This is a genomic window from Butyricicoccus sp. OF10-2, from assembly GCF_003481925.1.
GTDB lineage: Bacteria > Bacillota > Clostridia > Oscillospirales > Butyricicoccaceae > Agathobaculum > Agathobaculum butyriciproducens.
This window is the reverse complement of record NZ_QUMC01000021.1, coordinates 1-23,151: the sequence shown is the minus strand read 5'-3', so window position 1 is coordinate 23,151 and position 23,151 is coordinate 1. Positions and strand designations below refer to the sequence as shown.

Below are 23,151 nucleotides of genomic sequence, written 5' to 3'. Positions count from 1 at the left end.
GTTACATCTCCTCCAGCAGTGCCTTGATAACGTCCTTGGAAGCGCCGCAGCGGATTGCGTTGGCAACATCCTCGCTGGTCAGCTTGCCCGCACGGACGATGGATGCGTTGACAATAACGCCGTCACAGCTGTCCTCGAGCCACATCGGCGAATTCTCGCTCGTTACGAACTGAGTGAACATCTTGCGGAACGCCTGCGCGGCGCGCTTGTCCTGTGCACCAATCTGCAGATACGCACTGCCGATTGCATTGACCAGTTCGGAAACAATCGCTTTCATGTTGCCCGCCAGCTCTACACTCGCCGCAACGTGGTCGCCTTTTACGTTGCTGATAATCTTTACCATTGAAATTCTCCTAACTTCATGCTATTATGTGGTTGAATACATTTCTTTGCCGCTGATCGGGATTGCCGTCCTGACAGCGGCGTTTTTCATGCGCGGATTTCGTCATACGCGATGATAGCGGCAATCTGGCAGACCGATTCCTCTGTGTTCGGGTGTTCCCAAACGAGATATGCCAGCTCGTTCAACTGCTTCTCGATGGTCGTCAGTACCTTACGCCAGCAGCCGGACATCGTGACGAAATCGTCCACCTTGCCGACTACGTTGTCGAACGCCGTGAAGATCATGCGGTCGAGGCCAACATCAGTTGGGTTAAGGTCTTGCGACACTGGGTTAAGCTCTGGTTCCGGCTCGGCCTCGATGGACGGCTCGGTTTCAGCTTCCTGCTCTGGTTCTGCTTCGGCCTCGACTACCGGTTCGGTACTCGGCTCCGGCGTCTTGCTGCCGGTCCGCTGCCGTGCTGCCATGGCGGCCAGCTTGGTGATGACCTTATCGCTCGACACGCCCAGCGCCTCCGCGATCTCGTTCGCAGACTTGCCCTCGTCGCGCAGCGTTGCCAGCTGCTCGAGCTGTTCATCTGTCCAGCGGAAGTACGGGCGCTTGCTCGGCTTGATGCCGCGGCCGTGCTTTGCGGTGTCCTCTACGCCGAACTCGGATGCGACCGAGGCGAGAGTTTCTGCGAAATTGTTGTTTTGCATTGGATTTCCTTCTTTCTAAATTTTGTTGTTCTTGAACCCTGCGGATTGCGTCACCCAGAGATAAAAGGTCAATGTCGGAATGTAAAATGCGCGGTTGTGCGCATTTTTCTTGAGCCAGCCCAGTCCGAACGGACAGGAACCATGCTCCAGACACGCCCGCAGGCTTTCGCCCGCCATGCCGAGGAACGCGGCGCACTCCTCAATCGGAATTTTGCTGGGGTACCTCTCGCAAAGCTGTTCCAGCTCGTCCAGCTTTGTGATGATGGTGGTGGGTACTGCCATAGATGTTCACCTCCCTTTGTTATCGTATACGCAACATTCAGGGCAAAAAAATTTTGATGTCCGTATGGTATTCCCGCATAATCAACTCTGCCTCACTGACAGTGAAATCCGACTGACCGTTTACCTTCTGTGAAACAGTCGTCGGTGTGACACCGAGTAGTTCGGCAATATGCGAATAAATGATACCGTTTTCCCGCATAAATCCCTTGAATTTGTTATACGGTTCGTGAATGAGTTTCTTCTTCTCGACCATCGGCTTCTCCTCCCTTCGTTGCGTTTTCGATAACAAGACTATAACACCCTGTCGTTGCGTTGTCAATAACTATTTTTAATTTTGTTATCGAAAACGCAAATTTCCATATTGATTTTCTTAATTGTATGTGATACGATAAATTCAAAAGGAGGAAGCTATTATGGCTGACTTTGGTAAAATATTAAAAGATTTGCGCACCGAAAGCGGATATTCTCTCGAAAGCCTTGCTAAAACCTACAATGATCGTTTTGGCGGCCGCCTGAACAAGAGCACGATCAGCAGATATGAAAACGGTCTGCAGGAACCGATCATCACCGTGGTTTCTAATTTCGCAAGACTGTTTGATGTCAGCAGTGACTATCTGCTCGGCAATGTATCGGAACCGTTTTTTCATCTGGATAATGCCCGCACACTTCGTGAGGTCAATGCACGTGAACCTGAGGACAATCCGCTTGTTACAGTTCACTACGCAGGCCCGGTGGCTGCACACTTCGACGCAACACCCGATGATGCCTATGAACTGCGAACCATTCCTGCTGAATGGATAGGCCGCCGACGACCGGAAGACTTTTTCCTGGCGACCATCAGCGGCGACAGTATGTACCCGCAGTTTCAGGACGGCGACGACATTCTCTGTTTGAGATGCAGCGACATGGAGGTTCCCGGCCGGATCGGCATTATGCTGCTGGGTGACGGCGAGGCCACAGTTAAACGAATCAACTACAAGCCCGGCGAAGACTGGCTCGAGCTGGTTCCGATCAATCCCGAGTTCAAACCGAAACGGATCGAAGGCTCTGATTTGGAGAAATGCCGCGTTGTCGGCCGTGTAATCAAAGTCATTCGCACCGTAGATCAAATTTAAGGAGAACCGAATATGAAAAAGAGAATGTTAGCGTTAGTATTCGCCTGCTTCATGCTGACACTGCCGCTCACAGCCTGCGGTGGAAACGCATCGAACAGCACCGGCGCCGATGCCGCCGCCCAGCAGGAGGAAGCACCGCAGCCGCCCGATCTGACCGGCGAATGGGTGCAGGTGAACAGTGACAGCGAGGACAGCTACCAGACCGCCACAATCACGGCGGACACGATCACTGTCAACTGGAACGCACCGGACACCACCGCGCTGTACTGGGCGGGCAGCTTCGAGGCTCCGAACACAGCAGATGAGCCGTACAGTTGGGATTCTGCCAACGACACCGAGCAGACCGCAAACGCGCTCCTCGCCTCTCCGGACGAAACAAAGACGTTCACCTACGAGGACGGACAGATCAGCTACAGCGTATCTGCTATGGGCGTCACCACGACTGTGAAACTCGAGAAAAAATAAAGGGGTCGAATTCGACCCGGTTAAACGCATAAAAAATCCCGCCCCGGTGCTACCAACACCAGAGCGGGACATGGGGTACTGATAAAACATTGAGCCGTTACATCAGTACCCCTATTTTACCATACTTTTTTACGGTAAGAAAGGGGTTATTTTTATGCCGAGAAAAAAACCTACACGCAAGGACAACCGCTACGAATACAAGATCACGCTCGGCCGCGACATTCACGGCAAGCCGCTGCGCAAATCCTTTTACAGCACGGTCAGCCTTGCCGATGCGAAAAAGAAAGCCGAGGAATTCCGTGTGGCCTCCGAGGTATCCGCGCGGACCGGCGAAGCATTCGTCCGGAAAAGCTACAACTTCTCCCAGTGGGCGCGCAAGTGGCTCATGACCTACAAGCAGCCGTTTGTCAGCCCCAACACGCTCCAGACCTACGAGGAGATCGTGCGACTGTATCTGGAGCCGTACTTCGGCAGTGTCGATCTGACCGATGTGCGGCCGGTCGATGTGCAGACGTTCGCCGCTATGCACAAGGGTCTGTCCTCATCACATCTGAAGAAGATCCGGCTGTGCCTGGTAGACATCTTTGAAACGGCTATCGAGAACGACTTGTGTTACAAGAATCCGGCAAAGCGCGTGCAGTTCAGCAGTTCGGCGCACAAGCGCGTCAAGCGTGTGCTGACCGAAAAGCAGATCGCCATTGTGCGAGAGGAAGCACTCGAGGCGTTTCCCGCTGCTGCACTCCTGCTCGATACCGGTATGCGCCGCGGCGAGCTGCTGGGGACCATGTGGACGGACTTCGTGCTCGAACCGGGCAACGGCTCGCTGCACATTCAGCGCACCGTCGTTTCCGAGGTCGGCGTGCTCAAGCTGGCCGCGCCGAAGAAAAACAGCTTCCGCACCATTCCAATCTCGGACAAGTGTATCGCCCTGGTGCAGTCGCTGCCGCATGACAGCCTGTACCTGTTTCCCTCGCAGACCGGCGGTCTGCAGGATACCGACCACTTTTCTCAGCGGCTCAAGAAGTTCATGACCGGCGTGCACGAGCGGCACCCTGACATTCCGGTGCTCACCTCGCACGAGATGCGCCACACCTACGGCACCAGCCTGCGCCGGAACGGTGTGGACATCTACACGATTCAGAAGATCCTCGGCCACAAGGACATTCAGGTCACCGCCGAGATCTACGTCCACAACGAACTGGAGGAACTTCGTGCAGCCGTATTCCATAAAACGCGCGGCAGCGACCGTAAGGAAACCATGTCGTAAACGTTCCCCGTGTCGTCAGAATGTCGTCAGAAAAATCTAAGTGCATAAAAAAATACCACCGAACAGTAGTTTCGGTGGTATTTTGCTGTTTTAGCGCTTGGAGAACTGCGGAGCGCGACGAGCTGCTTTGAGACCGTACTTCTTACGTTCCTTCATACGCGGATCGCGGGTCAGGAAGCCTGCAGCCTTCAGAGCTGCGCGGTACTGGTCGGAATCAGCCTGCAGCAGAGCACGAGCGATGCCGTGACGGATTGCGCCAGCCTGGCCGGTGAAGCCGCCGCCGGTTACGGTGCACTCTACGTCGAACTTGCCCTCGGTGCCGGTTACTTCGAACGGCTGACGGCAAACCATCTTCAGGGTCTCGAGACCGAAGTAGTTGTCGATGGTGCGGTTGTTGATCTTGATCTCACCGGTGCCGCCCGGGAAAAGACGAACGCGGGCAACAGAGGACTTTCTTCTGCCGGTGCCATAGAAATATGCCTTCTTAGGTGTATACATCAGTTAATCCTCCCTTACTTTTCCCAGTTCTCGGGCTTCTGAGCCTGATGATTGTGGTTCTCGCCAGCAAATACCTTCAGACGGGTAGCGGACTGACGGCCGATGGAATTCTTCGGCAGCATGCCCTTAACTGCGAGCTGCATAGCGAACTCCGGCTTCTCAGCCATCAGGGTCTTGTACTGAACTTCCTTCAGACCGCCGACCCAGCCGGTGTGATGACGATAGTACTTCTGGGTGAGCTTCTTACCGGTCAGAACCGCCTTGTCAGCGTTGACGATGATTACGAAATCGCCGCAGTCAACATGGGGAGTGAACGTGGTCTTGTGCTTGCCGCGAAGCAGCATTGCAGCGGTTGCAGCAGTACGACCCAGCGGCTTGCCAGCTGCGTCCAGTACATACCACTTACGCTCGACATTTTCTGCCTTAGCCATAAAAGTAGACATGGTTTTTTCCTCCGTTTATATATATCAAAAATACTTTGACAACTGATTAATCGCTCGAAACGAGCATATTTATTAAAACACATCATTTTGCGCAAGTCAAGCGAAATTTTGAAAAAATATCTGCAATCCAATGCATTCTCTCGTTTTCTCTTTTAATCTCTCTTATACTCCCGAATACTCACTTTGCATTTCATTTTTTGCATTTGCGATTTTTGGCGTTTTCTGATAAATTTTAATATGTACGATCAAAAAGGAGACTGTTATGCAGAAAATGCTTTCCTATGTCCGCCGTGCGGTGGACCATTACCATATGATAGATGAGGGCGACAGGATTGCGGTCGGTGTTTCCGGCGGCAAGGACTCGCTCGCGCTGCTCGTGGCACTCAGTCAGCTGAGCCGCTTTTATCCGCACCACTTTACCGTCGTGGCTATTACATTGGAGATGGGCTATGATGAGATGGACTTCTCCCCTGTACAGACGCTGTGCGACAAGCTGGGCGTCGAGTACATCCGCGTCCCCACCCAGATCGGCCCTATTGTGTTTGATATCCGCCACGAGGAAAACCCCTGCTCGCTCTGTGCCAAGCTGCGCCGCGGCGCTCTGCACGATGCCGCCCGCAAGGCAGGCTGCAGCAAGGTTGCGCTCGGCCATCACTTTGACGATGTAGTGGAGACCTACATGCTTTCCTTATTTTATGAAGGCCGCATTTCGTGCTTTTCGCCGGTAACCTACCTCGACCGCGCCGACATCACGCTCATTCGTCCGCTGCTGTATGTGCCGGAGCATTATGTGCGCTCGTTCGCCAAACGGCACGAGCTGCCTATCGTGCACAATCCGTGTCCGGCGGACGGCAACACCAAGCGGCAGGAGATCAAGGATTTGCTGAAAAGTCTCGAAAAGACCATGCCCGGTGTACGCGAGCGCATTTTCGGCGCCATGCAGCGCTACCCGCTCGAGGGCTGGGAACCCGACAAGACCCGCCGCGATTACAAATGATCTGTTCCCTTTATAAAAAGAAAGGAGATGAGAACCATGATCCAGATTGGCTTTTGCGACGACGATCCCAGCGTGCTCGATGAACTGCACGAGCTGCTCGGCAGCTACCGTACGGAACACAACGCCGATATCGCCCCGACGGCCTTCCAAAGCCCGTTCGAGCTGCTGGCGTCCATCGAAAAGGGCGCACGCTTTGATATTCTGCTGCTCGATGTACTCATGCCCGGCGAAAACGGCATCGAAGCCGCTCGTGAGATCCGTCAGTACGACTCCAACGTGAAGATCATCTTTCTCACCTCATCCGCAGAGTTTGCCGTGCAGTCGTATACGGTGGGCGCGTATTTCTATCAGCTCAAGCCGATCTGGCCGGAGAGCTTCTTCCGGCTGATGGATTCGGTCATTGCCGCCTGCTCGCGCGAGAGCAGCGTCAGCCTGATCCTGCGCTGCAGAACCGGCATCACGCGCGTTGAACTGGACAAGCTGGAATACTGCGAGGTCATTCGCCGTTCCCTGCTGCTGCACAAGACTGACGGCACCGTGCTCGAAGCCGCCGGCAGCATGGACAGCCTGTGCGAAAGCCTTGCCGAACACAGGAATTTTCTGCGCATTCACCGCTCCTACCTTGTAAATTTAGAGCATATCCAGACGATCACGCCGAAAACGCTCGTCATGTCCAGCCGCGCCGAGCTGCCCATTCCGCGCGGACGCTACAACGACATCAAGGACGCGTACCTTGAACACGCCTTCCAGAAAGAACAGGTGTTCCTGACATGATCGCACTCGCTGTTGACCTTTGCAACTCCGTTGCCGTTACGCTGTTCGGCATCGCGCTCTCTGCGGCATTCTGCAATATCCACTGGACGCCCAAGGCGAAAAAGCGCATGCTGCTGTACACGCTGATGATCTTCTGCCTGTCCGGCATCGCCTACCTCGGTGTGGACCCCGGCTTCGGACGCTATCTGTATCCGCTGCACACCCACCTGCCGCTTGTGCTCGCGCTGTGCTCGCTCAGTCATGAACGTCTGTGGCCGGTGATTTCCGTGCTGACGGCGTACCTGTGCTGTCAGCTGCGGCGCTGGCTGGCGCTGATCGCGGTCGCCATCTTCTCCGGCGGAGACACCATGCAGTACGCTGTGGAAATAATCGTCACCGTGCCGATGCTCATTCTGCTGCTCAAGGCCGCACCTGCCATCCGGTCGGTGTCGCAGTATTCGCGGGCGGTGCAGTGTCAGTTCGGCATTGTGCCCGCGGTGTACTATGCGTTTGACTATGCCACCCGCGTTTACACCGACCTGCTGTTCTCCGGTTCGGCCGTAGTCGTGGAATTCATGCCGTTCGTGTGCAGTGCGGCGTATCTGCTGTTCCTGATTCACATTTCCAGAGAGCAGCACGCACGGCTGCGTTTGGAGGAGCTGAAAAGCAATCTTGACCTGCAGGTGCATCAGGCCGTCCGTGAGATTGAAGCACTGCGTATCTCTCAGCAGAAAACCCGTGCCTACCGGCATGATCTGCGGCATCATCTGCAGTACATCACCGCCTGCATCGAGAATGAGCAGTATGAGCAGGCACTGCAGTACATTCACTCCATCAGCGAGGAAATCGAAGCCAGCCGCGTGACCGTTTACTGCGAAAACGAGGCCGCAAACCTGATTCTCTCATCGTTTGCCGACCGCGCCAAGGCGCAGGGCATCCCGCTTGCGGTGCATGCCGTGCTGCCCAATCAGCTGCCGCTTGCCGAGAGCGACCTGTGCGTGCTGCTCTCCAACGCGCTTGAGAATGCGATTCACGCATGCAGCGAGCGCGCGGACGGCATTCCCGGACACATCGAGGTGCAGACATACGAAAAAGCCGGAAAGTTCTTCCTGCAGGTTGTCAACGACTGCACGCAGCCGGTGCAGTTCAGCCACGGCGTGCCGGTCTCCGACCGCGCCGGACACGGCATCGGCGTGCACAGCATTTGCAGCATCGTCGAGCGATACGGCGGTGTATATAGCTTTTCGGTCAGGAATCAGCAGTTTATCCTGCGAATTTCACTTTAATAATTGCATAAGAAAAAACGCTCTGTTTTCACAGAGCGTTTTCTTATAAACAGTAGCAAACACCGTGCGGAACTGTAGTTCCGCCGACAGCATTTTATCTCTTATTGGAGCGCTTCCAGATACGCATCTTCTCCGCTTCCTGAATCAGCTGCTCGCGGAAATCCGGATGCGCAACCGAGATCAGAGCCTCCGCACGCTGCCATGCAGTCAGACCCTTGAGGTTTACCTTGCCGTACTCGGTGACAAACCAGTGCGCGCACGGACGGGCATCGGTAACGACCGATCCGTTCTCGAGCGTCGGACGAATACGGCTCTCGAGCGTGCCGTCCTTCTTCTTAAAGGTGGACGAGCAGCAGATGAAGCTCTTGCCGCCCTTGGACAGATACGCGCCCAGAACGAAGTCCAGCTGGCCACCTGCACCGGAAATCTGCTTGATACCGGCACTTTCTGCGTTCATCTGACCGAACAGATCCACATCCACGATATTGTTGATGGAAATGAAGTTGTCGATCTGTGCAATGGTGCGCGCATCGTTGGTATAGGATACCGGTGCAGACATGCACTCCGGATTATCATTTACAAAATCGTACAGCTTCTGAGTGCCTGCGCCGAACGCGAACACCTGACGGCCGCGGTCGATGGCCTTCTTCGAGCCGTTGATCTTGCCTGCACGGGAAATGTCAACGAAAGCGTCAACGTACATCTCGGTATGAACGCCGAGGTCCTTCAGGTCGGACTCCGCGATCATCGAGCCTACGGTATTCGGCATGCGCCGATGCCCAGCTGCAGGCACGCGCCGTTCGGGATTTCCTCCACGATCAGCTTTGCAACCGCCTTATCAACCTCGGTCGGCTCGCCGCCTGCGCCCATCTGCGGCATTTCGGTGTCGCTCTCAACGATCATATCCACCTGCGAAATGTGAATGCCGTCCTCAAAGCCGCCGAGGCAGCGCGGCATATACTTGTTGACCTCAACGATGATAACGTCGGATACATCGCAGATCGCCTTGAGGTGCGAAGCCTGCGGGCCGAAACTGAACCAGCCGTGTGCGTCCATCGGCGCCACCTGAATCATGGCTACATTGACATGACGGACGTTCTCGCGGTACCAACGCGGCATCTCGGAGTAGCGCAGTGCGCTGTAAAGCCGAAGCCCTCCATACAGGCCTTGCGCTCAATGCCGGACATGTGCCACGAGTTCCAGGTGATCTTATCGGCTGCATCCGGAATATCGAATACCGCCGGTCGGCGCATGAGTACGCCGCCGCGGAAGTTTACGTCCTCCAGCTCGCCCATGCGGGCCGCAAGTGCCTTGTCCAGTGCAACAGGCGTACCCGTACACCAGCCGTAGTCTACCCAGTCACCCGATTTAACAACCTTAACGGCTTCATCCGCCGTTGTCAGCTTCTGCTGATACAGTGCAGTATAATCCACGCTGATTCCCTCCGTCTTACTTGTTCTTCATTGTTTATTCTTTAACAATCATGCTTACTTATGATTATAATCTCTTTTTTGGTACAGGTCAACACAGGTTCGCAAAAAAGAGTGAGAATCCGTCCCAACCGCTCCCCATCCTCTTTTCCATATATTTCACCCTGTTATTTTAGATTTTGCACAAAATACCGCCCGATTATCCTTCAAAAATGCTGAAAATCTGCATGAAAATCAGGGGTTGATTTTCTGCGCTAAAGTGTTATAATAGTAAACAAGATATGAACCGAATTACAGGAGGTTTTCTAAAAATGAAGACGAAGAAACTTCTCGCACTGCTGATGGCAGGCACTATGAGTGTATCCATGCTGTCCGGCTGCGGCGGCTCTGCTGCCAAGACCGACGACTCGAGTGCCGATGCGGCTGACACCTCGGCTTCCGCTGAGAGCGATGTGGATTATGTAAAGAGCAACGGCAAGCTGGTTATCGGCATCACGGATTTCGCGCCGATGGATTATAAGGAAGACGGCTCGGACGAGTGGGTCGCTTTGACGCGGACATGGCAAAGGCTTTCGCTGAGAGCCTGGGCGTAAAAGCCGAGTTCATCGAGATCAACTGGGACAACAAGATCATGGAGCTGGATTCCAAGGGCGTTGACGCTGTTTGGAACGGCATGACCCTGACCGATGAGGTCAAGACCTCCATGAACTGCTCCGACCCGTATGCAACCAACGCACAGGTTGTTGTTGTTCCGTCCGACAAGGCTGATGCTGCAAGGACATCGAGTCCATCAAGGATATGACCTTCGCTGTTGAGTCCGGTTCCGCCGGTGAGGCTGCTGCACAGGCTGCCGGTCTGAATGCAACCGCAGTTCAGTCTCAGGCTGACGCACTGATGGAGGTTGCCGCAGGCACCTCTGATGCCTGCGTGATCGATCTGCTGATGGCAGGCGCTATGATCGGCGAGGGCACCAGCTACCCGAACCTGACCTACACCGTAAACCTCAACGAGGCCAACGGCGAGGAGGACGAGAACTACGTTGTAGGCTTCCGCAAGGGTTCTGACCTGACCGAAGCATTCAACAACTTCTACAAGGGCGCCTACAAGGACGGCATTGTTCTTTCCTTCGCTCAGAAGTACGGCGTACAGGAAGCAATCGTAGATCCGGAGGCTTAATCTCCCATTCCCCAGTTCAATATAAGCAGAAGGCGGACTACCGTCTTCTGCCTTATGTATCACAGGAAATAAAGTAAAAAAGAGGTAAAGAGGAAACGACATGTTTGCCAATGTAACACTCAGCCTGATGGGCGGCTTTGTTACCACCGTACAGCTTTTCTGCCTGACGCTGGTATTCGCTCTGCCGCTCGGCCTGCTTATCAGCTTCGGCTCGATGAGCCGCATTACTCCGCTGCGCGCACTCATCAAAATCATCGTCTGGATCGTCCGCGGCACACCGCTCATGCTCCAGATCATCATCATCTACTATGGCCCTGCTCTGGTGTGGGGACTCAAGCTGCCGCGCTTCAGCGCTGCTCTGCTGTCCTTTGTCATCAACTACGCCTGCTACTTCTCGGAGATCTTCCGCGGCGGCATTCAGGGTATCCCGAGCGGTCAGTATGAGGCCGGTCAGGTGCTCGGCATGACCAAGAGCCAGATTTTCTTCAAGGTAACGCTGCTGCAGGTCATCAAGCGCGTTATCCCGCCGATGGGCAACGAGTTTATCAACCTTGTTAAAGATACCGCTCTGGCGCGTACCATCGCGGTATACGAGGTGCTGTGGATGGGCGAAAAGTTCATCAAGAGCGCCGGTATCATCTGGCCGCTGTTCTACACCGCCGTATTCTACCTGCTGTTCAACGGTATTCTGACCCTGCTGTTCGGCTGGATCGAAAAGAAAATGGATTACTTTAAATAAGGAGGAGCCGTTATGCCTATTCTGGAGGTACAGCACCTTTATAAGAACTTCGGCTCTACCAAGGTGCTTAAAGACATCAGTTTTACATTGGAGCGCGGCAAGGCGCTTGCCATCATCGGCTCGTCCGGCTCGGGCAAGACCACGCTGCTGCGCTGCCTGAATTTTCTCGAAACCCCGAATGAGGGTAAGATCATCGTAAACGGCGAGACACTGCTCGACGCTGCCGACCATGCCGCCAAGAGCGATGCGCAGATTCGCAAGAACCGTCTGCACTTCGGCATGGTGTTCCAGTCGTTCAATCTGTTCCCGCAGTACACCGCACTCGAGAACGTCATGCTCGCTCCCCTGCTGCAGGCCAAGGAACGCCCGGACTACAAGCAGAAAAAACGCGAGATTCACGAGCAGATCGAGCACCGCGCCATCGAGCTGCTCGAGATGATGAGCCTCGAGGGCCGCATGAGCCACTATCCGCACCAGCTGTCCGGCGGGCAGCAGCAGCGCGTTGCCATTGCGCGTGCGCTCGCGCTCAAGCCGGATATCCTGTGCTTCGACGAGCCGACCTCGGCGCTCGACCCCGAGCTGACCGGCGAAGTGCTGCGCGTTATCCGCTCACTGGCGGACCAGCACACCACCATGATCATCGTCACCCACGAGATGGCGTTTGCCCGCGATGTGGCCGATCATGTCGTATTCATGGACGGCGGCACTATCGTTGAAGAGGGCACGCCGACAGAGGTATTTGAAAATACGCATAACGAGCGAACCCGCGCATTTTTGAGCCGTTTTTCGCAAAACAGCTAAAGAACGGAAATTTATACAAAAACTTTTCGGTACTTTTCACCATTACCCCATTTACAAATCACAATAAATACGTTAAAATAGTCCCGTAATAAGATTGCGGGACTTTTTATTGTCTTTTTGTACAGGTTTAGTTGGTCAATTTTTGATGAAATTATTGTTTGTTTGTGTTGAAGTTTTGGCGCAAATTTGCTACAATAAGAACACAGGAAAAAACCACCCTGTAAAATCATGTAATAAAAAGCCGCACGGCCTTTTATAAAATTTTTGATTGGAGATGTTTCTACTATGGCTATGGATGCTTTCAGCGCCTCCCTGATGAAGGACAAGAGAGAGATCGTCATTGCCCCGACTATTTACAAGTTTGACACCTTTGGTGCTTTCGCTGAGGAGTTCAAGCTGGGCGAGCGCGACGTCGTTCTGACCAACGAATTCATCTACAAGCCCTTCATGGAAGAGCTTGGCCTCAAGAGCAAGTTCGTATTCCAGGAGAAGTTCGGTGCAGGCGAGCCTTCCGAGGCTATGATCGAGACCATGTACGAGGCTATTCCGTACGATTCCTACGACCGCGTAATCGCAGTAGGCGGCGGTGCTATCATGGACCTTTGCAAGCTGCTCGGCTGCAAGCGCCCGACCTCCGTACATGAGCTGTACTTCAAGCGTGAGCCTGTTGTACATGAGAAGGAAGTTATCGCTATCCCGACCACCTGCGGTACCGGTTCTGAGGTTACCAACATTTCTGTTGCTATCGTTAAGGACGAGAAGGACGGCAAGCTGACCGGCGGCGATACCAAGCTCGGCCTGGTTTCCGACGACATCATCCCGAACAAGGTTTGCCTGGTTCCGGATCTGCTTAAGACCCTGCCGTACAAGCCGTTCGCAGCATCCGCTATCGATGCTCTGATCCACGCTACCGAGTCTTTCCTGTCCCCGCACCGCAAGACCGTTACCTCCGAGATGTTCTCCGTTAAGGCTATGGAGATGATCCTCGAGGGCTTCCGCCGCATCGCTCTGGAAGGCCCGGACGCTCGTATGGATTACCTCGGCGAGTTCGTTCATGCTTCCCTGTTCGCAGGCATCGCATTCCTGAAGGCTGGCTGTGCAACCGTACACGGCATGTCCTTCCCGCTCGGCGGCACCTACCATGTTCCGCACGGCGAGTCCAACTACGCTCTGTTCGGCAAGATCCTCGAGATGTACGACGAGTACGAGCCGGCTGGCGAGCTGGGCAAGTTCAAGGAAATCGTTGCTCGCTGCCTGGGCTGCACCAAGGACGACGCTCTGCGCACCCTGAATGTAACCCTGGAGAAGGTTCTGCACCTGAAGCCGCTGCATGAGTACGGCTTCAAGGAAGAGGACGTTAAGGCATTTGCACTGTCTGTTGATGCAAACCAGCAGCGTCTGATCACCAACTCTTACCGTCCGTGGAGCATCGAGCTCAGCGAGCGCGTATACAAAGAGTGCTTCTAATTTCCGTATGTAACGCCTGAATAGGGCGGGGAGTCCCGTCTCCCCGCCCTGTTTTCTTTATTCATGTTATGTGCACCAAATTGTAATGAGAAAGGATACTTGATCACTTATGATGACCAAAGACCAGTACATTGAATCCTTGCGCAAGCTGAACCTCAACCTGTATATGTTCGGCAAGAAGGTAGAGAACCCGGTTGACGACCCGGTTATCCGTCCTTCCCTGAACTCCTTCGCCGCTACCTACGAGCTGGCTGAGGACCCGCAGTATCAGGATCTGATGACTGCTACCTCCCACATCTCCGGCAAGAAGATCAACCGCTTCACCCACATGCATCAGTCCACCGACGACCTGATCAAGAAGGTTAAGATGCAGCGTCTGCTCGGTCAGAAGACTGCAGCCTGCTTCCAGCGCTGCGTAGGCATGGACGCTATGAACGCTGTATTCTCCTCCACCTACGAGATCGACGAGGCTTGCGGCACCAAGTACCATGAGAACTTCCTCAAGTTCCTGACCCGCGTGCAGGATGAGGATCTCGCAGTTGACGGCGCTATGACCGACGTTAAGGGCGACCGTTCCCTCGCTCCGTCCAAGCAGGCTGATCCGGATCTGTTCCTGCACGTTGTAGAGCGCACCGCTGACGGCGTATACGTTACCGGCGCTAAGGCTCACCAGACCGGCTTCGTAAACTCTCACGAGGTTCTGGTAATGCCGACCATCTCCATGCGTGAGGGCGACGAGGACTACGCGATCTCCTTCGCAGTTCCGACCGATTCCAAGGGCATCACCCTGATCTACGGCCGTCAGTCCTGCGACACCCGCAAGATGGAAGAGTACAACGACATCGACGTTGGCAACAAGGTATACGGCGGCCACGAAGTTCTCGTTATCTTCGACCGCGTATTCGTTCCGAACGACCGCATCTTCCTCAATGGCGAAGTTAAGTTTGCCGGCATGATCGTAGAGCGCTTCGCAGGCTATCACCGTCAGTCTTACGGCGGCTGCAAGGTCGGCGTAGGCGACGTTCTGATCGGCGCTACCGCTCTGGCTGGCGATATGGCTGGCTCCTCCAAGGCTTCCCACGTTAAGGACAAGCTGATCGAGATGACCCACCTGAACGAGACCCTGTACTGCTGCGGTATCGCTTGCTCCTCTCAGGGCACCAAGACCAAGGCAGGCAACTATCTGATCGACCTGCTGCTGGCTAACGTCTGCAAGCAGAACGTTACCCGCTTCCCGTACGAGATCGCTCGTCTGGCACAGGATCTGGCAGGCGGCCTGATGGTAACCCAGCCGTCCGAGGCTGATTACCGCAACCCGGAGCTCAAGCCGTACATCGAGAAGTACCTCAAGGGCGTTGCTTCCGTTCCGACTGAGGACCGTATGCGTCTGCTGCGCCTGATCGAGAACATGACCATGGGTACTGCAGCTGTCGGCTATCTGCCGGAGTCCATGCACGGTGCAGGCTCGCCGCAGGCTCAGCGCATCATGATTGCCCGTCAGTCCAACCTTGAAATGAAGAAGGAACTGGCAAAGAAGATTGCTCGCATCAAGTAATCTCTGAGCAAACTATAGGCACTCATGGAGCACCCGTGAGTGCCTGTGTTTGTGTTATTACCCATTGTTTCCCTATGGTAACATTCGGAAATGCTACATAGAAAGGGGTTGTGCGCCTTGCTTCGCTGCACGGTAAAATTCTGCGGCGGCTGCAATCCGCGCTATGAGCGCGGCGATGCCTACAAGGCGATTTGCGCTGCCCTTCTGGATACCGCCTCATTCTCCTATCCGGAGGACGGTGTTCCATATGACGTACTGCTGATCCTGCGCGGCTGCACCGGCTGCCCGTATCTCTATGAGGAGATCGAGGCCGCGCACCGTGTTGTTGTTGCCGCAGCGGATGAGATTCCGCAGGCGATAGATAGAATCAGGTCTTTCACGTCGCAGGCGTGACCACTGTAAAACCGGTCGCACTATTATCAGGAGGATTGATAAACATGAAGAAAGTAAGCATCATCACCGCGGAGGAAGCTGCTCTGAAGGTTCAGGACGGCGATACCATTGCTACCGGCGGTTTCGTATCCTGTGCTTGCCCGGAGACCCTGTCCAAGGCTCTCGAGAAGCGTTTTCTTGAGACCGGCCACCCGCAGAACCTGACCCTGTTCTTTGCAGCCGGTCAGGGCCACCGCGATGGCACCGGCGGTGACCATTACGGCCATGAAGGCATGGTTAAGCGCGTTATCGGCGGCCACTGGGACCGTGCTCCGAAGCTCGGCGAGCTGGCTCTGAACAATAAGATCGAGGCTTACAACCTGCCGCAGGGCGTTATCTCGCACATGTACCGCGATATCGCTGCGCACAACATCGGCACCATCACCCACGTTGGCCTGAAGACCTTCGCTGACCCGCGCAACGGCGGCGGCAAGCTGAACGACGTTACCAAGGAAGATCTGGTAAAGATCGTTAACATCGAGGGTCAGGAGCGCCTGCTGTACAAGGGCTTCCCGATCAACGTTGTATTCCTGCGTGCTTCCTACTGCGATGAGTACGGCAACTGCACCGTACATCGTGAGATCGGTCCTCTGGACGTAACTGCTATGGCTCAGGCGTGCAAGAACTCCGGCGGCAAGGTAATCGTTCAGGTTGAGAAGATCGTTCAGGGCGGTTCTCTGGACCCGAAGCTGGTTGCTATCCCGGGCATCTATGTTGACTCTGTTGTAGTCGGCACCGATGAGGAGAACATGCAGTGCCTCGGCATGCCGTACGACGGCGCGCTGACCGGCGAGTTCCGCATCCCGGTTGATGCTATCCCGCCGATCCCGATGGACGCTAAGAAGATCATCGCCCGCCGCGCTGCTATGGAGCTGCCGCAGGACGCTATCGTAAACCTCGGCACCGGCGCACCGGAGAAGATCGCTAACGTAGCTGCTGAAGAAGGCATCTCCGACAAGATGACCCTGACCGTTGAGGCAGGCTCCATCGCAGGTGTACCGTACGGCGGCACCCAGTTCGGCGCTGCTGCCAACGCACAGTGCATCATCCCGCACAATGTTCAGTTCGACTTCTATCAGGGCGGCGGTCTTGACGTTGCATTCCTCGGTCTGGCCGAGACTGCTCCGAACGGCGACCTGAACGTATCCAAGTTCGGCACCCGTCTGGCAGGTGCAGGCGGCTTCATCGATATCACCCAGAACGCCAAGAAGGTTGTTTACTGCGGCACCTTCACTGCAAAGGGCCTCAAGACTGAGTGCAAGGACGGCAAGCTCGTTATCACCCAGGAAGGCGCTAAGAAGAAGTTCGTTAAGCAGGTTGAGCACATCACCTTCTCCGGCGATTACGCTAACGAGGTACATCAGCCGGTTCTGTACATCACCGAGCGCTGCGTATTCGAGCTGCGTCCGGAAGGCGTTACCCTGACCGAGATCGCTCCGGGCATCGACCTGCAGACCCAGATCCTCGACCAGATGGACTTCGTTCCGAAGATGGCTGACGAGATCAAGACCATGGACGCTCGTATCTTCCGTGACGAGCTGATGGGTCTGGCTAACGACTAATCAATTCTATTTGTGCAGATTACGCAAACGGGAACTGGACTTTTCATATAATTTTACAGAATCGACCAATTCCCCTTGCATTCTGCAGAATAGTTTGATAAAATATTAACGAACTCAAAAATCGAGTTCCATCACCATGCGGCGGCATAGTTTTTTCGCCGCATCAGTAGAAAAGGAGAAACAGCTAAATGAACGTTTACATCTGTTCCGCTGCCCGTACCGCAATCGGCACTTACGGCGGCACCCTCCGCGATGTACACTCCTCCGAGCTTGGCACCGCTGCTGCAAAGGCAGCTATCGAGCGTGCAGGCGTTGACAAGGAAGCAATCGACGAGGTTCTGTTCGGTCAGGTACTGCAGGGCGGCGTAGGCCAGAACGTAGCACGTCAGGTTTGCCTGAAGTCCGGTCTGCCGATCACCACCCCGGCTATGACCCTGAACAAGGTTTGCGCTTCCTCCATGCGTGCCATCTCCCTCGGCACCCAGATCATCCGTTCCGGCGAGAACAAGATGATGCTGGTAGGCGGCTGCGAGTCTATGTCTGGTGCTCCGTACATCTCCCGCGATACCCGTTGGGGTGCTCGCATGGGCGACAAGAAGCTGGTCGACATGATGGTATACGACGGCGTATTTGATGTATTCAACCAGTACCACATGGGCATCACTGCAGAAAACGTAGCTGAAAAGTACGGCATCACCCGCGAGATGCAGGACGAGATCGCTCTCGCTTCCCAGCAGAAGGCAGCTGCTGCCATCGCTAACGGCCGCTTCAAGGACGAGATCGTTCCGATCGAGGTTAAGAAGAAGAAGGAAACCGTTATCTTTGATACCGACGAGCATGTAAAGCCGAACACCACTCTGGAGATCCTCGGCAAGCTGCGCCCGGCATTCAAGAAGGACGGCGGCACCGTAACCGCAGGCAACGCTTCCGGCATCAATGATGCAGGCGCTGCAATGATCATCGCTTCCGAGGAGTTCGTTAAGGCAAACGGCCTCAAGCCGCTGGCTAAGGTTCGTGCCTGGGGCTCTGTAGGCTGCGATCCGTCCATCATGGGCGTAGGTCCGATCGAGTCCACCCGTCAGGCTCTGTCCCGCGCAGGTCTGACCGTTGCTGACCTCGACCTGATCGAGTCCAACGAGGCATTTGCTGCACAGGCTGCTGCTGTTAACCGTGAGCTTGGCTTTGATATGGACAAGGTTAACGTAAACGGCGGCGCAATCGCTCTGGGTCACCCGATCGGTGCAGCCGGCTGCCGCATCACCACCACCCTGATCTACGAAATGATCAAGCGCGACCTGACCATCGGTCTGGCTACCATGTGCATCGGCGGCGGTATGGGCGAAGCTATCATCGTTGAGCGCGACGAGCTCTGCAAGTAAATTATAGGGGGTACCCAGTACCCCTATATACCAAAATCAGTTCCGTAGAAACTGATTTTGGATACCCGAACGACGCCGCCCACGGCGGTTGGGTCGGGGTGTAAAAACCCACGCGCATGTCGCGGGTTTTACGAACAGAAGCTCGCTTCTGTTCTATTTTGACTGCAAACATCCTTTGGATGTTTGGTAATCTCCGAACGGAGATTGCTTTTGAGCGTTTTACGCTCATAGCACATATTCTGAAAGGAAGTCTTAAAAATGACTGACGTAGTAATCGAAAAAAAGGGTCATGTTGCGATTGTTAAGATCGAGCACATGAAGGCTATGAACGCTCTGTCCACCGACATGTACGCACAGCTGGAAGAGGCATTCGACGAGCTGGCTAAGGATCTGGACAACGTTTATGCAGTAGTTCTGACCGGTTCTTCCACCGTTAACAAGAAGGGCAAGACCGTTAACTCCTTCGTTGCAGGCGCTGACATCTCCGAGATGGCTACCAAGACCTGTGCAGAGGGCAAGCTGTTCGGCAACGAGTCCAACCGCGTTTGCTGGAAGATCGAGAACTTCAAGCGTCCGGTTATCGCTGCCATCAACGGCTTCTGCCTCGGCGGCGGCTGCGAGCTGGCTATGTCCTGCGACATCCGTCTCGCTTCCGAGAACGCTTCCTTCGGTCAGCCTGAAGTTGGTCTGGGCATCACCCCGGGCTGCGGCGGCACCCAGCGTCTGGCTCGCTTCGTAGGCGCAGGCAAGGCTAAGGAAATGCTGTACACCGCTCGCGCTAACTACACCGCTCAGGACGCTCTGGACATGGGCCTGGTTAACTACGTATATCCGCTGGAGAACCTGCTCGACGAGGCTGTAAAGCTGGCTGAGGAGATCGCTGCTCAGGCTCCGATCGCTGTTTCTCTGGTTAAGGAAGCTGTAAACGTTGGCATGCAGACCGACCTGAACTCCGCTCTGAAGTTCGAGGGCAACTGCTTCGCACAGTGCTTCGCTACCGAGGATCAGAAGTACGGCATGGCTTACTTCCTGGACAAGAACCGCGACAAGCCGGCTAAGGAATTCAAGAATAAGTAAGCATTGAGACAGTCGGACCGCACAATTCAAAACCAGATTGTGCGGTTTTGACTAATCAATATTCGCAATACCTGTTCATCCATCCGCAAAGAGTGAGAGAGAGGTTAATTTAGCATGAAAGTTTGTGTATTCGGCGCTGGCAACATGGGCGCACGCATCACTGAGGTATTTCTGAACGCAGGTCATGACGTTACCATGATCGACATCAAGCCGGAGTTCACCGAGCGCGGCAAGACCGTTATCACACACGATTACGATTTTCTCGTAAGCAAGGGCAAGATGACCGCAGAGCGCAAGGACGAGCTGCTCGCTTCCCTCAAGACCTCGGTTGACCGCAAGGACGCTGCCGATGCTGACTTCATCATGGAAGTTATTCTGGAGCGCATGGATCTGAAGAAGGACCTGCTGGAGGATCTGGACAAGATCTGCCCCGCTCACACCATCTTCGCTTCCAACACTTCCGGTCTGTCCATCACCGAGATGGCTGCCTGCATCCCGCACCGTTCGGATAAGTTCATCGGCTGCCACTTCTTCAACCCGGCTCAGATCATGAAGCTGGTTGAGGTTACCCGCGCGATCCAGACTTCGGACGAAACCTTCCAGACCGCATTTGACCTGATGACATCCCTGGGCAAGACCCCGGTTGCCGTTAAGGAAGGTCCCGGTTTCGTTGTAAACCGCATCCTGATCCCGATGATGAACGAGGCAATGGGTATCGTTGCTGACGGCATCGCTTCCCCTGCTGATGTCGACGTTGCCATGCAGCTTGGCGCAGGCATGAAGTCCGGCCCGCTGCACACCGCTGACCTTGTTGGCCACGACGTAAACCTCGCAATCATGGAGACGCTGTACCGCGAGACCGGCGACCCGAAGTACCGTCCGCATCCGCTGATGCGTCAGATGGTTCGTGCCGGCTGGCTGGGCGTTAAGACCGGCAAGGGCTTCTTCGACTATGATGGTCCTTTCGGCAAGGAGATCGTGAAGAAGTAATCGCTTTGCAATATGAAAAGCATCTGTGCTTCGGCATAGATGCTTTTTTATATTCTCAGTCTGTAAATTTTTTCACACATTGCACAAATAGTGCAAGTAATGTTTATTTAATTCGCCAATTTTTGTCATAAGCTATGGTAATTTTTTAACATACACGATATAATATTAACTGTATGGGAAATATAATCTAACCAGTACCGCAGAGGCGGTAAATGCTGCCAGATCACCGCACAATGCCGCAAGAACAGCATATCTGGTTCGGTTCAAACCAAGGTGCCCGCTGTACACGCTGATCGTGTACAGACTGGTTTCCGAGGCTCCCAACATCACTGCGGCCACGCGTCCGGCATAGCTGTCCGGTCCGCAGCGTCGTATAATTTCACTGCCCATTGCCAGTCCCCCTCCTCCGCTGATCGGCTTCAGCAGGGTCAGGACTGTGCATTCTTTCGGTATGCCCAGTATACGCAGTGCGGGCGCGAGCACGCTTGCCGCAATATCAACGGCACCTGAGGCGCGCAGCATGAACACGACTGTCAGCATCCCGACCATAACAGGCAGTATCTGCACCGCGGTTTTCAAACCGACGGCTGCACCGCGCAGAAAAGTTGGAAATACGTCCACGCCTTTGCACAGCGCATACAGGCTGATTCCTGCCAAAAGTGCCGGAATGAGCGCGTTCTGCAAAATCTGCAATCATCTCCCTCCTTGTATTATTTCCCTCGCTTGGAAATTTTTTGTTGATCGTTTGCTTATTCGACAAATTTCTTGCTTTTCATGTGTGATAATACTACTTGTAAGGCGCACTTACCTGTCCCGCTATTCCCCATCCGGAAAAATGGACGCAGCAGTTTACTGCTGAGCAGCACCGCCGCAACGGAAGCCGCAGAAGCTCCCCACACCGGCAGCATAATATCAAATGGCGCGTGTGCTCCGCAAGCCGCACGAACCGCCGCCACCGTAGACGGAATCAGCTGAATTGAGGTTGCGTTCAGCACGATCAGCGTCAGCACGGTATCCGGCGCTCCGCGTCGCCCTGCAAGAACATACAGCCGCTCTGACGCACGCAATCCCAACGGCGTTGCCGCGTTGGATAACCCCAGCAAATTTGCCGTTACATTGGCGCTTACCGCTTCCATCGCCTGTTTATCCTGCGATGCGCTTCCGAACAAGGGACGCAGAACAGGTGCCATCAGACGGGACAGCCGCTCTGCCAGTCCGGAAGCCTGCAGCAGCTCCATCACACCGCTCCAGAAGCACATCAGCCCGGTGATACTGATCGCCAGCGTGATCGCTTCCGAAGCCCCTGTGGGTACCGCTGCCGTAACCTCTGCCAGCCTGCCCGTGACCGCACCGCATAGCAGCGCCATACAAAGGAACACCGTCCAGATAACGGACAGCATATCGTGTTCCCCCCTTCTGTCCAACATCCCAAGTGAGTGGGATTTGGTAATACATTTTTTATGATGAAGAAATGGAGTGTGTTGAAAATGAAATCCACCGGTATTGTTCGTAAGGTTGATGAACTTGGTCGCATCGTGCTCCCGATTGAGCTGCGCCGCACTATGGGCATCGAAGTGAAGGACGCTCTGGAAATCTACGTTGACGGCGATCATATCGTCCTCAAGAAGTACGAGCCGTCCTGCGTATTCTGCGGTAACGCAAAGGACATTATCCACTTCAAGGGTAAGAATGTCTGCAGCGATTGCGCACATGAGCTCGGTCTGCTTTAAACCTTTACATAGCAACACTGTCACGCTGCTTCTGTTTGCCGACTTTCCGCTTGGAAAGTCGGTTTTTTTATTTTTCACCGCGTCGCTGCGCCGCTTCGGCGCGGTATTTCGCCTGTGTTGCTCTGCCGCCGCGTATGTGCCGCTCCTGCTTGTTCACCTGCAGAACGGTCTGTACGCGCTCATACAGCTCGGTATTCAGCTTTTGCAGGCGCGTTGTGATATCCTTATGTACGGTTGACTTGGATATTCCGAACCGTGCCGCAGTCTGCCGCACGGTGGCCTTCTGCTCAATCATGTACTGCGCCAGACGGATCGTGCGCTCCTCCGGTAAGCCCTTCACCGCTGTTTCCCTCCTGCCTGATGAGGTTTCATCTGTGACAGTGTATGTTGGTTCGGGGACAGTTAGAACGCATTTGTATCCGTTTGAGGGCAAAAGAAAACGCGCTGCTTACTGCAGCGCGTCAGTCTGTCAAAAAAGTATTATTTTAATTTTTACGCTTCGTGCGGTAGCACGCATAAAATAGAATTTGCGAAGCAAATTCATAATTCCCGGGGGCGTGTACCTCGGGAATTATACAAGGGACGAAAAATTGTGCCCGCAGGGCGCGGCTTTTCGTCAAGATTCGATTGAAAGCGTGGTTTCAATCGAGAGGCTGCTCGAAAAACGGA

General features: G+C 54.5%; 28 protein-coding genes and 1 pseudogene. 19 read left to right on the top strand and 10 right to left on the bottom strand.

What is annotated here, in order from left to right; genetic code table 11:
* Position 1 precedes the first annotated feature (1 nt).
* From DXB00_RS11200 to DXB00_RS11185, 4 genes are all read right to left on the bottom strand, one after another.
* Entirely contained in the window at positions 2-343 is a 342-nt protein-coding gene (locus tag DXB00_RS11200) for a hypothetical protein (RefSeq protein ID WP_119214923.1), read from the bottom strand.
* Positions 344-429: 86 nt separating this feature from the next.
* Positions 430-1,038 carry a GcrA family cell cycle regulator gene (locus DXB00_RS11195; protein WP_119214922.1) on the bottom strand — a complete coding sequence of 203 codons (609 nt, stop codon included), beginning with the start codon at positions 1,036-1,038 and terminating at the stop codon, positions 430-432.
* A 15-nt stretch (positions 1,039-1,053) separates the two neighbouring features.
* The gene (locus tag DXB00_RS11190; protein ID WP_119214921.1) at positions 1,054-1,320 is read right to left on the bottom strand and encodes a hypothetical protein; all 267 of its coding nucleotides are present in this window, start codon (positions 1,318-1,320) and stop codon (positions 1,054-1,056) included.
* Between the two features lie 37 nt (positions 1,321-1,357).
* Positions 1,358-1,573 (bottom strand): helix-turn-helix domain-containing protein, encoded by a 216-nt coding sequence (locus tag DXB00_RS11185; protein WP_118730193.1) that lies wholly within the window; start codon positions 1,571-1,573, stop codon positions 1,358-1,360.
* Between the two features lie 160 nt (positions 1,574-1,733).
* Here DXB00_RS11185 and DXB00_RS11180 point away from each other — a divergent pair, with 160 nt between their 5' ends.
* The 3 genes from DXB00_RS11180 (at position 1,734) to DXB00_RS11170 (ending at position 4,167) form a co-directional block, all read left to right on the top strand.
* Positions 1,734-2,435: a helix-turn-helix domain-containing protein gene (locus DXB00_RS11180; protein WP_118730194.1), complete on the top strand. Its 702-nt coding sequence runs from the start codon at positions 1,734-1,736 to the stop codon at positions 2,433-2,435.
* 12 nt (positions 2,436-2,447) lie between these two features.
* Positions 2,448-2,900: a hypothetical protein gene (locus tag DXB00_RS11175; RefSeq protein ID WP_119214920.1), complete on the top strand. Its 453-nt coding sequence runs from the start codon at positions 2,448-2,450 to the stop codon at positions 2,898-2,900.
* A gap of 154 nt (positions 2,901-3,054) precedes the next feature.
* Positions 3,055-4,167 (top strand): tyrosine-type recombinase/integrase, encoded by a 1,113-nt coding sequence (locus tag DXB00_RS11170; RefSeq protein ID WP_119214919.1) that lies wholly within the window; start codon positions 3,055-3,057, stop codon positions 4,165-4,167.
* Positions 4,168-4,257: 90 nt separating this feature from the next.
* On the opposite strand, the gene rpsI is transcribed toward DXB00_RS11170, so the two are convergent.
* Together rpsI and rplM are read right to left on the bottom strand one after the other, a co-directional pair.
* Entirely contained in the window at positions 4,258-4,665 is a 408-nt protein-coding gene (gene rpsI, locus DXB00_RS11165; RefSeq protein WP_110437409.1) for a 30S ribosomal protein S9, read from the bottom strand.
* A 14-nt stretch (positions 4,666-4,679) separates the two neighbouring features.
* The gene (gene rplM / locus DXB00_RS11160; RefSeq protein WP_116704844.1) at positions 4,680-5,108 is read right to left on the bottom strand and encodes a 50S ribosomal protein L13; all 429 of its coding nucleotides are present in this window, start codon (positions 5,106-5,108) and stop codon (positions 4,680-4,682) included.
* Positions 5,109-5,370: 262 nt separating this feature from the next.
* Here rplM and DXB00_RS11155 point away from each other — a divergent pair, with 262 nt between their 5' ends.
* The 3 genes from DXB00_RS11155 to DXB00_RS11145 are packed head-to-tail and all read left to right on the top strand — an operon-like array spanning position 5,371 to position 8,144.
* Positions 5,371-6,105 carry a tRNA lysidine(34) synthetase gene (locus DXB00_RS11155; RefSeq protein ID WP_110437407.1) on the top strand — a complete coding sequence of 245 codons (735 nt, stop codon included), beginning with the start codon at positions 5,371-5,373 and terminating at the stop codon, positions 6,103-6,105.
* A gap of 36 nt (positions 6,106-6,141) precedes the next feature.
* Positions 6,142-6,879, top strand: coding sequence for a LytR/AlgR family response regulator transcription factor (locus tag DXB00_RS11150; protein WP_118730197.1), 738 nt, complete (start codon positions 6,142-6,144; stop codon positions 6,877-6,879).
* On the top strand, positions 6,876-8,144 hold the full coding sequence (locus DXB00_RS11145; RefSeq protein WP_118730198.1) for a sensor histidine kinase: 1,269 nt from the start codon (positions 6,876-6,878) through the stop codon (positions 8,142-8,144). The genes DXB00_RS11150 and DXB00_RS11145 overlap by 4 nt, the downstream gene beginning before the upstream one ends.
* 94 nt (positions 8,145-8,238) lie before the next feature.
* Here DXB00_RS11145 and DXB00_RS11140 read toward each other — a convergent pair.
* Positions 8,239-9,577 (bottom strand): annotated as a pseudogene (locus DXB00_RS11140) (butyryl-CoA:acetate CoA-transferase).
* Between the two features lie 308 nt (positions 9,578-9,885).
* On the opposite strand from DXB00_RS11140, the gene DXB00_RS18265 reads away from it, so the two are divergent.
* From DXB00_RS18265 to DXB00_RS11090, 12 genes are all read left to right on the top strand, one after another.
* Positions 9,886-10,167 carry a hypothetical protein gene (locus DXB00_RS18265; RefSeq protein WP_442861381.1) on the top strand — a complete coding sequence of 94 codons (282 nt, stop codon included), beginning with the start codon at positions 9,886-9,888 and terminating at the stop codon, positions 10,165-10,167.
* Positions 10,134-10,376, top strand: coding sequence for a transporter substrate-binding domain-containing protein (locus tag DXB00_RS18260; protein ID WP_442861380.1), 243 nt, complete (start codon positions 10,134-10,136; stop codon positions 10,374-10,376). The genes DXB00_RS18265 and DXB00_RS18260 overlap by 34 nt, the downstream gene beginning before the upstream one ends.
* A complete protein-coding gene (locus DXB00_RS18255) occupies positions 10,373-10,750 on the top strand; it encodes a hypothetical protein (protein ID WP_442861379.1) in 378 nt (125 codons plus the stop codon). The genes DXB00_RS18260 and DXB00_RS18255 overlap by 4 nt, the downstream gene beginning before the upstream one ends.
* 100 nt (positions 10,751-10,850) lie before the next feature.
* Positions 10,851-11,489, top strand: a complete 639-nt coding sequence (locus DXB00_RS11130; RefSeq protein WP_118730200.1) for an amino acid ABC transporter permease — start codon at positions 10,851-10,853, stop codon at positions 11,487-11,489.
* Positions 11,490-11,501: 12 nt separating this feature from the next.
* On the top strand, positions 11,502-12,290 hold the full coding sequence (locus DXB00_RS11125) for an amino acid ABC transporter ATP-binding protein (RefSeq protein ID WP_118647860.1): 789 nt from the start codon (positions 11,502-11,504) through the stop codon (positions 12,288-12,290).
* A 285-nt stretch (positions 12,291-12,575) separates the two neighbouring features.
* Positions 12,576-13,757 carry a 4-hydroxybutyrate dehydrogenase gene (locus DXB00_RS11120; RefSeq protein WP_227109720.1) on the top strand — a complete coding sequence of 394 codons (1,182 nt, stop codon included), beginning with the start codon at positions 12,576-12,578 and terminating at the stop codon, positions 13,755-13,757.
* Positions 13,758-13,866: 109 nt separating this feature from the next.
* A complete protein-coding gene (locus tag DXB00_RS11115; RefSeq protein WP_118481065.1) occupies positions 13,867-15,312 on the top strand; it encodes a 4-hydroxyphenylacetate 3-hydroxylase family protein in 1,446 nt (481 codons plus the stop codon).
* Positions 15,313-15,429: 117 nt separating this feature from the next.
* A complete protein-coding gene (locus DXB00_RS11110) occupies positions 15,430-15,705 on the top strand; it encodes a hypothetical protein (protein WP_118730201.1) in 276 nt (91 codons plus the stop codon).
* A 44-nt stretch (positions 15,706-15,749) separates the two neighbouring features.
* On the top strand, positions 15,750-17,306 hold the full coding sequence (locus DXB00_RS11105; RefSeq protein WP_118730202.1) for an acyl CoA:acetate/3-ketoacid CoA transferase: 1,557 nt from the start codon (positions 15,750-15,752) through the stop codon (positions 17,304-17,306).
* Between the two features lie 188 nt (positions 17,307-17,494).
* Positions 17,495-18,685: an acetyl-CoA C-acetyltransferase gene (locus DXB00_RS11100; protein ID WP_117492167.1), complete on the top strand. Its 1,191-nt coding sequence runs from the start codon at positions 17,495-17,497 to the stop codon at positions 18,683-18,685.
* A gap of 258 nt (positions 18,686-18,943) precedes the next feature.
* The gene (locus DXB00_RS11095) at positions 18,944-19,762 is read left to right on the top strand and encodes an enoyl-CoA hydratase-related protein (protein ID WP_117492168.1); all 819 of its coding nucleotides are present in this window, start codon (positions 18,944-18,946) and stop codon (positions 19,760-19,762) included.
* 114 nt (positions 19,763-19,876) lie between these two features.
* Complete coding sequence (locus DXB00_RS11090) at positions 19,877-20,752, top strand: 3-hydroxyacyl-CoA dehydrogenase family protein (RefSeq protein WP_119214918.1); 876 nt, start codon at positions 19,877-19,879, stop codon at positions 20,750-20,752.
* 165 nt (positions 20,753-20,917) lie between these two features.
* Here DXB00_RS11090 and DXB00_RS11085 read toward each other — a convergent pair whose 3' ends face one another.
* Both DXB00_RS11085 and DXB00_RS11080 read right to left on the bottom strand, forming a co-directional pair.
* The gene (locus DXB00_RS11085; RefSeq protein ID WP_330427929.1) at positions 20,918-21,445 is read right to left on the bottom strand and encodes a spore maturation protein; all 528 of its coding nucleotides are present in this window, start codon (positions 21,443-21,445) and stop codon (positions 20,918-20,920) included.
* Positions 21,446-21,501: 56 nt separating this feature from the next.
* Entirely contained in the window at positions 21,502-22,152 is a 651-nt protein-coding gene (locus DXB00_RS11080) for a nucleoside recognition domain-containing protein (protein WP_119214917.1), read from the bottom strand.
* An 87-nt stretch (positions 22,153-22,239) separates the two neighbouring features.
* On the opposite strand from DXB00_RS11080, the gene DXB00_RS11075 reads away from it, so the two are divergent.
* Positions 22,240-22,482, top strand: a complete 243-nt coding sequence (locus DXB00_RS11075) for an AbrB/MazE/SpoVT family DNA-binding domain-containing protein (RefSeq protein ID WP_110437393.1) — start codon at positions 22,240-22,242, stop codon at positions 22,480-22,482.
* Between the two features lie 67 nt (positions 22,483-22,549).
* Here DXB00_RS11075 and spoIIID read toward each other — a convergent pair whose 3' ends face one another.
* Positions 22,550-22,822: a sporulation transcriptional regulator SpoIIID gene (gene spoIIID, locus DXB00_RS11070; protein WP_117492171.1), complete on the bottom strand. Its 273-nt coding sequence runs from the start codon at positions 22,820-22,822 to the stop codon at positions 22,550-22,552.
* Positions 22,823-23,151 lie beyond the last annotated feature (329 nt).